Below are 15,545 nucleotides of genomic sequence, written 5' to 3' on the forward strand. Positions count from 1 at the left end.
AAAATCACTATTCGAATATAAGGTAGAAATAGTAGTGTCGCAGTCCACGAAAATTGAGTTTGCGAATACGCTCCGAGGGATCGCAGCGCTTATGGTGATGTTTGGTCATTATTACTTAATTTTTTGGCAGCATAGGGATATTGCGACAAACTTACCAAATGCTATGCCCTTGCCAACCAGTATTGTTACTCCATCATATATTTATACCCTTAATTTTCTTGAGCCATTCAGTTTTGGGATTTTCGGTGTTGCAATTTTTTTTCTAATAAGTGGTTTTGTAATTCCATTTTCCTTTGACAAAACAAGTTGGAAAGGTTTTTTGATTGGGCGAGCTATGAGGATTTACCCGACATATGCTGCTGGACTAACTTTTTCCATTTTAGTAATTGTTGTTTGTGGTATTCATTATGGTCGACCGTTTCCTTTTGAATCTCATGTAGTCCTTATTAACTATTTTCCAGGGATACGTGACGTGATATGGGTGGCTGGTATTGATGGAATAATTTGGACGCTTGATATTGAGATTAAATTCTATATCGTATGTGCTTTAGCTTCTCGGCTGATATTAAATAGCCGAACATCCGTTTTTATAATTCCATTGGCTCTTTCTATACCGGCATACCTCTTAGCTCCTAGTGTAGATGAGGCAATGAAGTCAGGCGCATTGTTCTCTGGGCAGTTATACACTTTTTGTGCATCAATCCAATATCTTAACTTCATGTTCATTGGCGTCGCATTCAATTATCTTTATAGGAACGTAATAAAGGCGGACATTTTTTTAGTTGTCGTCGTGGCGCTGTTTATGTTGATGGCTGCAATTTGCTGGAGGGCTAAAACTGTTCCGATAACACTTGTTTGGACGTATGGTTTCGCGGTTCTTGTGTTTGCATTAGCTTTTACTTTCCCAAAAATTCTTAAAGCGCGAGCCATTACAGATTTTTTTGCAGATATTAGTTTTCCGTTGTATATAATCCACGGTGTTTTTGGTTACGCGCTTCAGCGCGTCCTGGCTGGAATGTATGTGCCCGCATGGCTATGTATCCTGCTTGCGATGGCAGCATCCGTATTGATCGCGACGATAATGCATAGCACTATAGAATCAAAGGCTCACTCGTTAGGTCGCGCTATGGCGCGCCACTTTACTATAGCGCATCGTATAACAACTTAATTTAGAATTATAATAATTTAATTTAGGCGTTCTAAGGGGAAGCCGGTGATATCAAAAAATACAGCATATCTTTCGCGCCTTGATCATTTGCGTTTTTTTGCCGCTCTACTTGTAGCGGCATACCATTTTCATGGAGGACCAGCTCTGGTCGCTTCACTCAATCCATTAACGGTATTCGTAAAAGAGGGAGAAACAGGCGTCAGCTTATTTATGGTTCTAAGCGGTTTTATTCTTACAGTTATTGCTTCTGGTAAAGAGCTTGATTACAAAAAATTTGTTTATAATCGTTTTATCAGGATTTACCCTCTATATTTAACGATGATTTTTTTGGCCGCTTATGCCAGTAATAGAACCGTTGATTTTTTACAGTTTTTACAGTTGATTTCTCCGGTTGCGAATGTTGGTCATTTTATGGGGTCGACTAAGTTTCCGCATTTGTGGACTATAGCTGTTGAATTTCAATTTTATTTAATATTTCCTTTTTTTGTTGGATTTTTGGCTAAGTATGGTGCGCGTTACATCTTCGGCGTGGTTTTATTGGCGTTGTCTGTCAGAACGATGCTGTTTATTCGCGATACTACAGTAATTGACGCGGCCTATTCGACCATCGTTGGTCGCATAGATCAGTTTTGTGTTGGTATGATGATGGCGCTGATTTTCAGAACCAGGAGTCGTTTGTTTTCATCACCTATTGCATTAATAATCTCATTAGTTGGGGCCTATTTGTGGTTTGTATTTTTTTCCAAAATTACTCTTGGTGGTTATTATGGTGAGGCATCGGCATACAACCCAATATGGATTATCTCGCCAACGATAGAGGCTTTAGTATGGGCAGGCGTCGCTCTCGCCTACTTGCAACAGAAATGGCAAATGCCCCGTTTCCTTGATACTAGTTTGTGCTATTTGGGAGGTATTAGTTTTTCTATGTATGCATGGCACTTTCCTATCGTTCAGCTTTTTGGCAGGCTTACTCCTGAACTAAGCGTGTCTTGGTATTGGAGTTTTCTGTTTGTAGTATTACCAGCAATCATTGCTGTTAGCAGTCTTTCTTATTACATAATTGAGAAGCCATTTTTTAGCCTTCGGACGTCCTATGTAAAAAAGCCTAGCCAATCCTTGAATGGTTTGTTTGTAGAAAATAACTCTTTAGAAGTATCTAAGCAGGAATCGGCGCAGAATTAGCCAAAAAATTGCCAGACTCGTGCTGCCGAAAATGCTGCGCAGATTCTAAGTGGCACTCTTATTTTTGACTTCGTGAGGTTGTTGGCAGGTGATTAGGAACATGTACACGTTCTGTTCTTCGGCAGCGCACTCAAGCGTCTCAAAGCCCTGCGAGGTTGAGCGGAGCGCCCTACATTTGGCGGATTTGTGCCCTAGATCGGCTGCGGATCGATTGAATGAGGGATGAAAAATGTGACATCGCTTCCCTTGTATATTAAAGTGATTCAGCTATGCGCAACCGCGTGGCCCTACGCCCCCTTAAGGGTAATTGATTTTAAAAGGATTTCGAATGATCGATGTTGCAGCTAAACCGGAAAAATTGATACCGGTGCCATCGCCTTTTGAAGCTGTGAACAAGCGGAATCTGATAGTTATCGAATTCTTGACTATTCTGATTTTGGTGACATTGACCTTTTGGTCTGTAGGTCCATTGATTGAAGAATGGGGCCTATTCCGCGCTTTTAATGAAAACGGTCTTGCCTACTTTCAAACTTTTGCACCATCTATTCCGATGCGACCGCTCCACTTGGTTGCATACGCGTTCCAATGGATGATTGGTTGGGGGCATCCGGTTGGAGTTGCACTTGGCACTGCATCTTTAATGATAATTCGTTATTTCGTTGCAAGGTGGGCCGTGTCGCCCTTTATTGGGGGATATAAGCGCTGGTTGTTAGCTGTATTGGCGGCGACACTTGTGTTTTGGCCCGGCGCCTGGATGGGGCGTTACGGGTCTGCTCAATTATCCGCCATCCTGTTTTTTGTCTCGCTCGGATTCTCAATACGCTTATACGGCGAATGGTCCATCAAATGGGTTGTTGGAAGCGCAGTAAGCGTCGCGTTGTTGCTGTCTATCTATCAGGGTTTAACTCTATGTCTGTTTGCTATTCCGGTTCTAGCGATATTCTGGAAGCACGAAAGTTCCTCAGGTGTGTTTATAAATAAAGCGAGATTTCTTAGTGTAACTCGTATATCTTTCGCTATTGGTGCTGGCTTTTTGATTTATGGTTTATATTGGATAATTGTTTCCAGTAAGTTTGGGAATTCAGGTTATGAAGGGGCGTTGGCTTCGGATAGCGCTCGATTGCTGACGGTAGTAGGATTAACTGCACATATTAAATCGGCCTACATAACCGCATTTGGACAAGAGACTTATCTACTACCGTTTTTACTTGCGCTGGCTTTTTTTATGTCATGGGGCGCGCTGCAAAATTTTGAAACGTTGGGTGAAAAAATTTCGGGCGCCACACTGATTTTTCTTTTTGTGACTCTTCTACCAATCTTGTCGATGATTTACGTCAATGTATTGCATATAAGAGATTTGGATAGAGTGCTATACCCTGTTTCTGTGGGGTTCGTTCTTGTCTGCATATCATTGCTAGCAAGGTTTCGTGAGCATGGTTCTTTTAAAAGTGATTTACTGAACTCATCGGTAGTGGTGGTAGTTGTATTGACTTCAAGTGTCGTGGTTGCTCATGGCGTCCGGCACTATGTCCAGTTACAAAGAAGTGTGATAAGTCAAATGTGGGCAGCTCTAGAAACCCACGATGCAAGCACAGTACTAGTCCGTGATTACACTGGTACCCTCGGCGATGTGTACACTTTTTTGAGTACAACTCTTGGAGATGCTAGCACTGTTCTAGGCCGAAAACTGGTCGCTGATATTTGTACGCCAGCGGCGGTAGATCGAATACATCCGGTTGCGCAGAGATTTCCAATTACGACTACCCCGCGTTGTGAAGATTTGCCGGTAATTCCCGAAACCACACTCGTACTGACCGCGCGGTGGCTCAACGGAGTACTCGTTGTTACACCGTGACTTGAGCCTGGGCGGTGGTTGGTAATAGAGATTAATTGAGGTTTAGCGGGGATTGTGCGTGAGCCTGCTGTGAACATTATTAACAGTTCATTTTTACAAAGGTGAATCAATTGAATCTTATAGGAAAGAAAGTACTGGTGACGGGTGCCGATGGATTCATCGGCAGTCATCTTGTCGAAGCATTACTTGCGCACGGATGCGATGTGCGCTCTTTCGTGTTCTACAACTCTTTTAACAGTTGGGGGTGGTTGGATTCGTTACCTCTGGACATTGTGAAAGGACTTGATGTTTTTGCAGGTGACATACGGGATCCCAATGGCGTCGAACAAGCTATGCAAGGGTGCGACGTTGTATTCCATTTAGCAGCACTTATTGCGATCCCTTTCTCCTATCATTCACCAGACTCTTATGTCGATACGAATATCAAGGGCACGCTAAACGTTTTGCAAGCCGCGAAGAAATTGAACGTTGAACGTGTTTTAGTGACTTCTACGTCTGAAGTGTATGGTACTGCGCGATACGCTCCCATTGATGAAAAGCACCCGTTCCAAGGACAGTCTCCGTACAGCGCAACTAAAATTGGAGCTGACCGACTTGCGGAATCATTTTATCGCTCGTTCCAGACACCTGTTACGACTGTGCGTCCTTTCAACACCTACGGACCGCGGCAGTCTGCTCGTGCAGTGATCCCTACGATTATTACTCAGCTTCTCCTAGGTACGACAGAATTAAAGTTAGGCAGTTTGGCGCCAACTCGTGACTTTAACTATGTCAAAGATACAGTACAAGGTTTTATCGCCTTAGCTACTTGCGATGAGGCTGTTGGACAAGAAGTAAACATTGCGACTAATTCTGAAGTTTCCGTTGGTGATATAGCACAAGTTTTGATTGACGAACTTAATCCTAGTGCCAAAATTGTCACTGAGGATGATCGCCTGCGTCCGGATGCATCTGAAGTTTTTAGATTGATTGGTGATAATACTCTTATTAAGTCTCTGACTGATTGGACACCTAAATACGACTTGCGTCTTGGATTGCAAGATACCGTTCAGTGGTTTAAGAACCCCGAAAACCTGGCTCGCTACAAAGCTTGGCTTTACAATATTTGAGGTGGATATGAGAGCGATAATTCTAGCAGGCGGTAAAGGAACACGGCTTCGTCCCTATACTACTTTGATTCCGAAGCCACTCGTTCCATTGGGTGGAAAATATTCGATTCTAGAAATAATTATTTTGCAACTCCGCAAAGGTGGATTTACGCACATTACCTTAGCAGTTAATCATCTTTCACATCTGATTATGGCCTATTTTGGGGACGGGTCTAGATTTGGACTGAAGATAGATTACTCTATAGAGGAAACAGAATTAAGTACAATAGGGCCACTTACCTTAATTCCTGATCTACCAGATAATTTTCTAGTAATGAATGGCGATATCCTATCAGATTTGGACTATCGTAAGTTTTTTGACGTTCACGTACAGACTGAGAGCAAGGTTTCAGTTTCTGCATATCGCCGCAATGTGAAAGTTGATTTCGGGGTGCTCCAATATGATGAGAATGGCAGTCTGACGGCATTTGTTGAGAAGCCTGTATATGATTTTGATGTAAGCATGGGTATCTACTGCATTCATAAATCGGTGATTGATTCTCTAGTCAAGGGGCAGTCGTACGGTTTCGACCATCTTATGATTGATGGACTGGCGGCAAATAAGCCAGCAACTATTCGCCCTTTCTCAGGTTATTGGCTTGATATCGGCCGGCCTGATGACTATCAATACGCTGATGAAAATTTCGAAGAGCTATCAGTTAAACTGGGGCTTTGACCGGATGACGACCGTACTATTAACAGGTGGTGGTGGTGCACTCGGAAAGCAGGTTGCGGAGCGTTTTCGTTCTTGCGGTTATAGTGTTGTTTGTGGGTCGCGGCGTACTGCTAAATCCGATTATGAATGCATTTTAGACGTTACTGATGCGGATAGCGTGGTTGATGCCTTGTTGTCAGTAAAGCCTACGTTGATTGTTCATCTGGCTGCCACTTTTGTTAATAATTACGATCTCGCATACTCCACAAATGTTCTCGGTGCAAAAAATATACTTACGGCAGTACAGAAGTCGGGGCAGCCAGTACGCGTAGTTCTGGCTGGCTCGGCTGCCGAGTACGGATTGGTTGCTCCAGAAGAGAATCCAATTTCAGAGGATCGAATCCTTCGTCCAGTATCGATCTATGGGATGACAAAATCTTGGCAAAACAGTTATGGACTAATGTGTTCTTATCAAGGTATGGACGTCGTTGTTGCCAGGATTTTTAACCTTGATGGTGAAGGTGTATCCAGTAGTCTTTTTGTAGGTCGAATCAACGAACAAATTAAAGAAGTTCTAGCTGGTTTGAGAAAACGTATTGAAGTCGGCTCGCTTTCTGCTATTCGAGATTACATTTCAATGAAGGATGCTGCATTGCAGCTCGTAGCTATAAGCCAACGGGGCCAATCTGGTCAGATTTACCATGTGGCAAGTGGGCTCCCAATTTCAATGCGCGATTTTTTGAAGAAGCGGCTTAGTCGAGCTGGGTTAGATTTCAGTATTGTGGATGAAGCCCCTGCGCTCAGCTTTCGTAGTGGCTATGATGTCCCAGTTATCTACGCAAATATCAGCCGAACCATTGCGCTCCTGGATGAGTAAAAAATGACTGTAACAAAACTTACTATTGTTGCTCCAGTCTTCAATGAAGAGGCTGTTATAGCTCAATTTCACGCTAGAGTGTCCGACACGTTATCTGTGTTGGAAAGTGTAGATTCTCAGATTATTTATGTTGTTGATAAATGCACTGACAATACGCTAAACGTACTTCGCGGTATCGCCGAAGGTGACCAGCGCGTAAAAGTTTTGGCGATGTCCTCTCGTTTCGGGCATCAAATGTCTTTGCTTGCCGGAATAGAGCAATCGCTGGATGCGGACGCTATCATAATGATGGATAGCGATTTGCAGCATCCACCGGAGTTAATTCCCGTTTTACTGAAAAATTTTCATGAGGGCGCAGATGTTGTTTATACCGTGCGCACGGATACTGAAAATGTTAATCCTATACGAAAGGCGATGGGAAACTTGTTTTACAAGTTTCTAAATCGACTCTCTGATGTTGCGATAAATCCTAACGCTGCTGACTTTCGACTTATTTCCAAGCGCGTAGCAAAGATACTTGCGGAGGGTTTTGCAGAACGCAATATGTTTCTTAGAGGCTTGTTTTCATGGATTGGCTTCAAGCAGGTCGGCGTTGAGTATATAGCTGAAAAACGTGCGGCAGGCGTTTCTAAATATTCTTTGTCACGTATGGTTCAATTGGCAATTTCAGGAATTCTTTCCTTTAGTACAAAACCTTTGCAGATCGGGATATTTATTGGAGTATCTTTTTCAGTAGTGGCGTGTTTACTGATGATTCTTACTCTTTTTACTTTCTTGTTTGATCGTTCGTTGCCTAGCGGCTGGACGACAATTGTAATGCTTCTCTTGCTTTTTAATGGCATCCAACTTTTTGTAATTGGGGTCTTAGGTGTGTATTTGGGGGGGATTTATGAAGAGGTGAAGTCCCGTCCAAGGTATATCCTTGAAGAAGAGATTTCACATCGTAAGTAAATTCTCGCGGTTTTGAGTATAGAGCTGAGTCGAGAGATAAGGCTCTTTTCTCGTTTTGCGTTAATTTGCTGGTGAGAATTTTGTTGTCGATGTTCAAATGGTTTTGGCGATATTGTATGGTGTGTATAACAAATGAAGCAGCTAATAAAATTTGTGATAGTTGGTGTGTTAAATACGATATTGGGTTATTCAGTAATTTTTGGTTGTATGTACATATTGGGTATGGATCCAGTAATTAGTAATGTGGTTGGCTATTTGATTGGTCTTATGCTGTCGTACACTTTGAATCGCAAAGTTACTTTTCAGAGCACCTCAAAGTCCAAATCAGAAGTAGTTCGATTTTTAATTGTTTTTTTGATTGCCTATTTTGCTAATTTGGCAGTTCTTATGATTTTGATTAATGTTGGTGTTTTTCATGAGGTCGTTAATCAGATCGTCGCTGGCGCAGTTTATGTGGTTTTCTCGTTTTTCTTGAATAAGTATTATGTTTTTTATCGGTCTTCATAATGACGGCGAATTCCTTTGGCGATTGGTGGGCTTCTATATTGTGTCTCCATATAGCTTTTTGGTTTGCGACATTTTTCGTAATAAATAATTCTAGATCTGTGTTTTAAGGGCAGTTTTAGATGTCAAAGAAGATATTGGTTACCGGAGCGACAGGGTTTCTTGGGCACGCGCTGTTACAGCGAATTTGTGCTATGCCGGATTCTAAAGTTGTAGCACCGATTAGAAATATTAAATGTAATTTCCCAGGATCGGTGGAGACGTTACACATAGGTAATATTGATCATGCTACCGATTGGAGTACGGCTCTCGATGGTGTTGATACAGTTGTCCATGCAGCGGCGCGTGTGCATGTAATGCACGAAAACGCGGAATCGATTGAAAAATTCAGAGCAGTTAACGTCAAAGGAACTCTGCGGCTTGCTAACCAAGCCGTTGAGGCCGGAGTGAAAAGGTTCATATTTATTAGCTCCATAAAAGTAAACGGCGAATGTACTCCGCCGGGCAAACCCTTCCACGCCGACGATAATCCGTTACCGTTGGATGCTTATGGAGTGTCTAAATATGAGGCAGAACAACAATTACTCAGTATGGCTGATCAAGGACTTATTGAGGTTGTGATTATTCGTCCGGTGCTTATTTATGGCCCTGGCGTAGGTGCGAATTTCCAGCAAATGATGCGATGGCTTTCAACGGGGATTCCACTGCCATTTGGTGGTGTGGATAATAAACGAAGTCTTGTATCTTTGGATAACGTCGTCGATTTAGTTGTTACCTGTATCGATCATCCTCGCGCGGCGAATCAAATATTTTTGGTAAGCGATGGCGAGGATGTTTCAACAACTCAATTGATGAACTGTCTTGTCACCTATCTGGGGGCGAATACTTGGCTTTTCCCTATTTCAACCAAAATCCTAATTTTATTTGCACAGTTGACTGGCCGCAGATCTGTTGCGCAGCGTCTCTTTAGCTCGTTACAGGTCGACATCAAAAAAAATGAGGAGTTGCTCGGCTGGCGGCCGCCTGTGCGGTTGGCTGATGGACTAAAGTCAACTGCAACGTTTTTTCTGAGGTCTCGTAAGCAATGAGTTTCGTGTGGTTCATTCCGGCAGCCTTTTGCATTTCCTATTTGCTGACTGCGGCATTGCGACGGTATGCCATATCACGAAGCATGATCGATGTGCCCAACGCACGTAGCTCTCATACGGTTGCGACACCGCGTGGAGGCGGTGTCGCAATTGTCACGTCATTCTTTATATCGTTGATTTTTCTTTACGCCGCTGGTCTTACGGGCACTGCTTTTTTTGTCGCCAATGCGGGCGCTGGATTCGCGATTGCTTTGATCGGTTTCATGGATGACCACGGTCATATTGACGCACGTTGGCGTTTGTTGGGGCATTTCGTGGCGGCGACGTGGTTGCTGAGCTTGACCGGGGGGCTTCCCCCCATAGTGGTTTTTAGCATTTCTATCAACTTAGGTTGGTTGGGTCATGGCATTGCAACTCTTTATCTGGTGTGGTTGCTCAATCTCTACAACTTTATGGACGGTATTGATGGCATCGCCAGTGTTGAGGCTATTTCAACCTGCCTAGGGGCCAGTCTGCTGTATTGGTTTTCCGGTCTAGACAGTTTGATCTGGGGGCCACTCCTGCTGGCCTCTTCCGTGGCCGGTTTCCTTTGCTGGAATTTCCCTCCGGCACGGATATTCATGGGCGACGCCGGAAGTGGCTTCCTTGGTATCGTTTTGGGCGGGCTATCCCTACAGGCCGCCGCGGTGAACCCATCTCTGCTTTGGGCATGGTTGATTTTGCTTGGTGTGTTCATCGTCGATGCAACATTCACGCTCTTTCGTCGCTTGCTTCGCGGAGACAGAATCTATGAAGCACATCGCAGCCATGCGTACCAGTTCGCATCACGCCGTTTCGGCAAGCATTTGCCTGTAACGCTTGCGGTGTGCTTGATCAATTTTCTTTGGCTATTGCCGATAGCGGTTTGCGTTACACGTTTTGGTCTGGACGGCGTCTTGGGACTGATTATGGCGTACGGACCTCTGATCGCGTTGGCGATCAAGTTCCACGCCGGGGAGCTGGAAGTGCCGGTCGCCAAGAACTAAGCAGTCACCAGTATGTCATTTAGGTTTAGAGTGACGTGAGTGCCCTAGAGCTTTCATTTCGGCGAGAGGGCGCTGGACGGAGCGATTAAGGTGTTTGAGGACTTTATGGATAAAATCAGAGGGTATCTGGTAGGGCTCCCCCGACGCCGAAAAAGGCTGATTCAGGTTGCCACTGATATTGTGCTGGTATGGGCTGCATTGTGGTTGGCCTTTATTGTCCGCTTGGGGCTGGATGACATGTACAACCCTCTGAAGGTGCATGCCTGGCTCTTTGTTTCTGCGCCTCTTGTTGCTATTCCCTTGTTCATCCGTTTCGGCATGTACCGCGCAGTCATGCGCTATTTTGGTAATGACGCGCTTGTTGCCATCATCAAGGCTGTAAGCCTTTCCTCTTTGATTTTGGCCCTGGTGGTCTATTGGTACAGCAATCACGAAGCTGTCGTGCCACGCTCCATCGTCTTTAACTACTGGTGGCTGAGCCTCGTCATCATCGGTGGGCTACGTCTTTGCATGCGTCACTATTTTATGGGCGATTGGTTCGCAGGAGCGCATAACGTTCCGTTTAGCAATCGTGATGACAGTCTCACCAAGGTGGCCATTTATGGTGCCGGCGTGGCTGGCAATCAACTGGTCGCGGCGCTTCGCATGGGCCGGGTCATGCGTCCGGTGGCGTTTATCGATGATGACTCAAGCATCGCAGACCGGGCCATTGCGGGCCTACAAGTCTATAAACCCAAACATATCCAGCAGATGATCGATGAGACTGGGGCACAGGAAATTCTCCTGGCGCTGCCGTCATCCACCCGCGCGCGACGTCGAGAAATTCTGACGTTTCTTGAGCGTTTTCCGCTGCACATTCGCAGCGTTCCCAACTTCACCGACTTGGCCAGTGGCCGGGTGAAAGTCGAAGATATCCAGGAAGTGGATATCGCCGACTTGCTCGGGCGGGATTCGGTGCCGGCGCAACCGGATTTGCTTCAGCGTTGCATCAAAGGCAAAACAGTCATGGTCACTGGCGCCGGTGGATCGATTGGCGCGGAACTTTGCCGCCAGATATTCGCCCTTGGCCCGACTACTCTGTTGCTGTTCGACCACAGTGAGTTCAACCTCTACAGCATCCTGACGGAACTGGAACAAAGAGGCTCCCGAAAGTCTGCTCCTGTTCAGCTATTGCCTATTCTCGGCTCCATTCGTCATCAGGAAAAACTGCTGGATGTCATGAAGACGTGGAGGGTGGACACGGTTTATCACGCCGCGGCTTACAAGCATGTGCCAATGGTTGAACACAATATCGCCGAGGGTGTGCTGAACAACGTCATCGGTACACTTAATACCGCACAGGCTGCGTTGCAATCGGGTGTATCCAATTTTGTGTTGGTCTCCACCGATAAGGCGGTTCGTCCGACGAATGTAATGGGTAGCACCAAGCGCCTGGCCGAGTTGACGCTGCAAGCGTTGAGTCGCGAGATCGCGCCTGTTCTGTTTGGCGACAAGGCCAATGTGTCCCGGGTCAACAAGACACGTTTCACGATGGTTCGTTTTGGCAATGTGCTGGGTTCGTCCGGATCGGTGATTCCTCTGTTTCACAGTCAGATCAAGTCCGGGGGACCGCTGACCGTAACGCACCCGAAAATTACCCGTTACTTCATGACCATTCCAGAAGCCGCGCAATTGGTGATCCAGGCGGGTTCCATGGGGCAGGGCGGTGACGTTTTCGTGCTCGACATGGGGGAACCTGTGAAGATTGTCGAACTGGCGGAGAAGATGATTCATCTGTCAGGTTTGAGTGTGCGGTCGGAAAAAAACCTGCAGGGTGACATCTCGATCGAATTCACTGGGCTGCGTCCTGGCGAAAAGCTTTATGAGGAATTGCTGATTGGCGACAACGTATCGGCTACGCAACACCCGATGATCATGAGCGCCAATGAGGACCATCTGCCGTGGGATCTATTAAAGGTTCGTTTGGCTGAGCTCTTGAATGCGGTTGAGCAAGATGACTACGCTCTGGTGCGCCAGTTATTGCGAGCGACCGTCAGCGGTTACACCCCTGATGGCGATATCGTTGACTGGATCTACCAACAGCGTCGCCTCGAAACCTGACTACTCTCTCAAGTAAATCCGATTTCCACCGCCCCGATAGGGGCGTTTCGTTTCGTATTTGAAGGTTTTGTTACATTTAGACATTAACTTTTTCTGCCGGCTTTTTCGCTCATTCATCGTTTTCGGTGTGACAGGCTAAACGCAAATGTCGGGGCACGAAAAGTGCCGTGTACGAAGCTTCCTACAGTAATTTTCGCCATTTCCCGCAGGCTACAAAACCTTCCCTGTCTCCCCTCCAACTATCAAAAAAATTCAGTTTTTCTGAACTTTTCCAAAAAACCGCTGTTGCAAAACCGCCATTTCAGGATGCCATTCAGCCATCCGTTTGCTATCCTCCGCGCCCTGCGACACCCAGATGAATAATTTTTCATCATTGCTCCACCCGCTGTGCACGGATTTTTTGGAAAGTCGGCGATGGAATGCCCTGCGTGAACCCTGCCTCTCTCCTTTTATGACCCTTGTTCATTCCCGGGCGCCGTTTTTGGTCCCGTGCATCGCCATTCCTTGGATTTGATGATTGTGCCGCGCGAGCGACCCAGACAAGTTCAACGTCGTATTTGTTGAAGTAGAGGATTTTGTGACTATCAAGACTTTGTCCATTTTTGGAACCCGCCCCGAAGCCATCAAGATGGCTCCTCTTGTGCTGCGCCTCACTGAAGATGATCGATTCGATTCGAGAGTCTGCGTGACCGCACAGCACCGGGAAATGCTGGACCAAGTCCTCGATTTGTTCGAACTGACACCCGATTACGACTTGAACATCATGAAGCCGGGCCAGGACCTGACGGACGTGACGTCGGCGATCATCCAGGGGCTCAAGCCTGTCCTGGAGGACTTCAAGCCGGATGTCATCCTGGTTCATGGAGATACCGCCACAACATTCGCTGCAAGCCTTGCGGCGTATTACCAACAGATCCCGATCGCACACGTCGAAGCGGGCCTGCGCACCAATAATCTTTATTCACCATGGCCTGAAGAAGGCAACCGTCGGCTTACTGGCAGCCTGGCTACGCTTCATTTTGCGCCTACGCCGACTTCCCGACAGAACCTAATCAATGAAGGCATCGCCTGCAAGGCTATCCATGTAACGGGCAATACCGTTGTGGATGCCCTGCTGGAAGTGGTGCGGAAGCTGAACGCGCCTGAATCCGTTCTGCTCAACCAGTTCAAGGAAACGTTCTCTTTCCTGCCTGAGGGCAATCGCATGGTGCTGGTCACCGGGCACCGTCGGGAAAACTTCGGCGGCGGGTTTGAGCGCATTTGCTATGCACTTCTGGAAGCTGCCGAAAGATTTCCCCAGGTCGAGTTCGTGTATCCCGTTCACCTCAATCCCAACGTGCGTGAACCGGTTCAGCGCATGCTGTCCGGTGTCGGCAATGTGCACTTGATTGAGCCTCAGGATTACCTGCCATTTGTTTATCTGATGACGCGTTCTCACATCATCCTCACCGATTCGGGCGGCATCCAGGAAGAGGCGCCTGCGCTCGGCAAGCCTGTGCTGGTAATGCGTGACACCACTGAGCGTCCGGAAGCTGTGGAAGCGGGCACGGTCAAGTTGGTCGGTACCGAGGTCCATTCCATCGTCAATCACCTGAGTGAGCTCCTGACTGATGAGGACGTCTATCAAGCAATGAGTTATGCCCATAACCCTTACGGGGATGGAACGGCCAGCGCCAATATCAGTGAGGCGTTGGTGAGTTGGAAGAATGTAACCAGTGAGGCGGCAGCATGAGTTTTGAAACGGTTTCAGTCATTGGCCTCGGTTACATCGGGTTACCTACAGCCGCCGTTTTCGCTTCCCGTCGCAAGAAAGTCATTGGCATCGACGTCAACCAGGCTGCGATAGATGCAATTAACCGGGGCGAAATCCACATCGTTGAGCCTGAGTTGGACATGGTTGTTCACGCAGCGGTGACCGAAGGTTATTTGCGTGCTTCGATGACGCCGGCGCCTGCGGATGCATTTCTGATTGCAGTGCCTACGCCATTCAAAGGACAGCACGAACCGGATCTCTCCTATATTGAGGCGGCGAGTAAATCCATTGCATCAGTTCTGAAAAAAAATGACCTGGTGATTCTTGAATCCACGTCGCCGGTCGGCGCGACGGAACAGATGGAAACCTGGTTGGCTGAAGCACGCCCGGATCTGACTTTTCCGAGCACCCATGGCGAGGACTCCGACATTCGAATCGCGCACTGCCCTGAGCGAGTGCTCCCGGGGCACGTCCTGCGTGAACTGGTGGAGAACGATCGAATCATTGGTGGCATGACGCCCAAGTGTTCGGCCGCGGCGGTGCGGCTGTACAGTTGTTTCGTCGAGGGTGAGTGCATCATCACCGATACTCGCACTGCCGAGATGTGCAAGCTGACCGAGAACAGCTTTCGCGACGTCAACATCGCGTTTGCCAATGAGCTGTCGATGATCTGCGACAAGCTCGGTATCAACACTTGGGAGTTGATTCGCCTCGCCAATCACCATCCTCGGGTGAACATCCTTCAGCCTGGCCCGGGCGTTGGTGGCCACTGCATCGCCGTCGATCCGTGGTTCATCGTCAGCCGCACGCGTGAACTGGCACGCCTGATTCGCTCCGCCCGTGAAGTCAATGACAGCAAGCCGCAGTGGGTCATCCAGCAAGTGAAGCTGGCGCTGGCTGATTTTCTGTTGAAGCACCCTGATCTCTCTGCTCGTCAGGTTCGAGTGGCCTGCTACGGTCTGGCCTTCAAGCCCGATATCGACGACTTGCGTGAGAGCCCGTCATTGCACATCGCGCGGCAGTTGGGCGAAGAGCTGGGTGTCGAGTTGTTGTTGGTCGAGCCGAACATCGAGAAGTTGCCATCCGATCTTGTCCAGCACCAACTCGTTGATACCGATTACGCCACTGACAGCGCTCATATTCACGTTCTGCTCGTTAAGCATCGTGAATTCAAGAAGATCGTCTCGTTGCGTGATAACGCCGTTGTAATCGATGCCGCCGGCGTGTTCGCGGCCTGAA

At 47.1% G+C, this 15,545-nt stretch carries 13 protein-coding genes; all 13 read left to right on the top strand.

Annotation, left to right across the window (positions count from 1 at the left end; genetic code table 11):
• Positions 1-34: 34 nt before the first annotated feature.
• The 13 genes from B0W55_RS12005 to wecC all read left to right on the top strand — a co-directional run bounded on the left by B0W55_RS12005 (position 35) and on the right by wecC (position 15,544).
• The gene (locus tag B0W55_RS12005) at positions 35-1,168 is read left to right on the top strand and encodes an acyltransferase (RefSeq protein WP_083743180.1); all 1,134 of its coding nucleotides are present in this window, start codon (positions 35-37) and stop codon (positions 1,166-1,168) included.
• A 45-nt stretch (positions 1,169-1,213) separates the two neighbouring features.
• Positions 1,214-2,350 (top strand): acyltransferase, encoded by a 1,137-nt coding sequence (locus B0W55_RS12010; RefSeq protein ID WP_083743181.1) that lies wholly within the window; start codon positions 1,214-1,216, stop codon positions 2,348-2,350.
• A gap of 328 nt (positions 2,351-2,678) precedes the next feature.
• Positions 2,679-4,205: a hypothetical protein gene (locus B0W55_RS29925; protein WP_139340901.1), complete on the top strand. Its 1,527-nt coding sequence runs from the start codon at positions 2,679-2,681 to the stop codon at positions 4,203-4,205.
• A 110-nt stretch (positions 4,206-4,315) separates the two neighbouring features.
• Positions 4,316-5,314 (top strand): NAD-dependent 4,6-dehydratase LegB, encoded by a 999-nt coding sequence (locus tag B0W55_RS12015; protein WP_305882510.1) that lies wholly within the window; start codon positions 4,316-4,318, stop codon positions 5,312-5,314.
• Between the two features lie 7 nt (positions 5,315-5,321).
• Positions 5,322-6,029, top strand: coding sequence for a sugar phosphate nucleotidyltransferase (locus B0W55_RS12020; RefSeq protein WP_077046216.1), 708 nt, complete (start codon positions 5,322-5,324; stop codon positions 6,027-6,029).
• On the top strand, positions 5,971-6,885 hold the full coding sequence (locus B0W55_RS12025) for an NAD-dependent epimerase/dehydratase family protein (protein ID WP_083743182.1): 915 nt from the start codon (positions 5,971-5,973) through the stop codon (positions 6,883-6,885). Before B0W55_RS12020 ends, B0W55_RS12025 begins: the two co-directional genes overlap by 59 nt.
• A 3-nt stretch (positions 6,886-6,888) precedes the next feature.
• On the top strand, positions 6,889-7,836 hold the full coding sequence (locus B0W55_RS12030) for a glycosyltransferase family 2 protein (RefSeq protein ID WP_077046218.1): 948 nt from the start codon (positions 6,889-6,891) through the stop codon (positions 7,834-7,836).
• A gap of 132 nt (positions 7,837-7,968) precedes the next feature.
• Complete coding sequence (locus tag B0W55_RS31535; protein ID WP_077046219.1) at positions 7,969-8,343, top strand: GtrA family protein; 375 nt, start codon at positions 7,969-7,971, stop codon at positions 8,341-8,343.
• A gap of 119 nt (positions 8,344-8,462) precedes the next feature.
• On the top strand, positions 8,463-9,428 hold the full coding sequence (locus tag B0W55_RS12040; RefSeq protein ID WP_077046220.1) for an SDR family oxidoreductase: 966 nt from the start codon (positions 8,463-8,465) through the stop codon (positions 9,426-9,428).
• A complete protein-coding gene (locus B0W55_RS12045) occupies positions 9,425-10,453 on the top strand; it encodes a glycosyltransferase family 4 protein (protein WP_077046221.1) in 1,029 nt (342 codons plus the stop codon). Before B0W55_RS12040 ends, B0W55_RS12045 begins: the two co-directional genes overlap by 4 nt.
• A 105-nt stretch (positions 10,454-10,558) precedes the next feature.
• Positions 10,559-12,553, top strand: coding sequence for a nucleoside-diphosphate sugar epimerase/dehydratase (locus B0W55_RS12050; RefSeq protein WP_077046247.1), 1,995 nt, complete (start codon positions 10,559-10,561; stop codon positions 12,551-12,553).
• A gap of 577 nt (positions 12,554-13,130) precedes the next feature.
• Positions 13,131-14,285: a non-hydrolyzing UDP-N-acetylglucosamine 2-epimerase gene (gene wecB / locus B0W55_RS12055; protein ID WP_077046248.1), complete on the top strand. Its 1,155-nt coding sequence runs from the start codon at positions 13,131-13,133 to the stop codon at positions 14,283-14,285.
• Positions 14,282-15,544, top strand: coding sequence for a UDP-N-acetyl-D-mannosamine dehydrogenase (gene wecC / locus B0W55_RS12060; RefSeq protein ID WP_077046222.1), 1,263 nt, complete (start codon positions 14,282-14,284; stop codon positions 15,542-15,544). Before wecB ends, wecC begins: the two co-directional genes overlap by 4 nt.
• Position 15,545 lies beyond the last annotated feature (1 nt).

Source organism: Pseudomonas sp. KK4, assembly GCF_001984065.1.
Lineage (GTDB): Bacteria > Pseudomonadota > Gammaproteobacteria > Pseudomonadales > Pseudomonadaceae > Aquipseudomonas.

Bases quoted from the DNA above. Each gene is read 5' to 3' on its own strand.
- B0W55_RS31535 (WP_077046219.1), top strand. From the start codon at position 7,969: ATGAAGCAGCTAATAAAATTTGTGATAGTTGGTGTGTTAAATACGATA.
- B0W55_RS12025 (WP_083743182.1), top strand. From the start codon at position 5,971: ATGACTATCAATACGCTGATGAAAATTTCGAAGAGCTATCAGTTAAAC.
- B0W55_RS12050 (WP_077046247.1), top strand. From the start codon at position 10,559: ATGGATAAAATCAGAGGGTATCTGGTAGGGCTCCCCCGACGCCGAAAA.
- B0W55_RS29925 (WP_139340901.1), top strand. From the start codon at position 2,679: ATGATCGATGTTGCAGCTAAACCGGAAAAATTGATACCGGTGCCATCG.
- B0W55_RS12045 (WP_077046221.1), top strand. From the start codon at position 9,425: ATGAGTTTCGTGTGGTTCATTCCGGCAGCCTTTTGCATTTCCTATTTG.
- B0W55_RS12040 (WP_077046220.1), top strand. From the start codon at position 8,463: ATGTCAAAGAAGATATTGGTTACCGGAGCGACAGGGTTTCTTGGGCAC.
- B0W55_RS12030 (WP_077046218.1), top strand. From the start codon at position 6,889: ATGACTGTAACAAAACTTACTATTGTTGCTCCAGTCTTCAATGAAGAG.
- wecC (WP_077046222.1), top strand. From the start codon at position 14,282: ATGAGTTTTGAAACGGTTTCAGTCATTGGCCTCGGTTACATCGGGTTA.
- B0W55_RS12020 (WP_077046216.1), top strand. From the start codon at position 5,322: ATGAGAGCGATAATTCTAGCAGGCGGTAAAGGAACACGGCTTCGTCCC.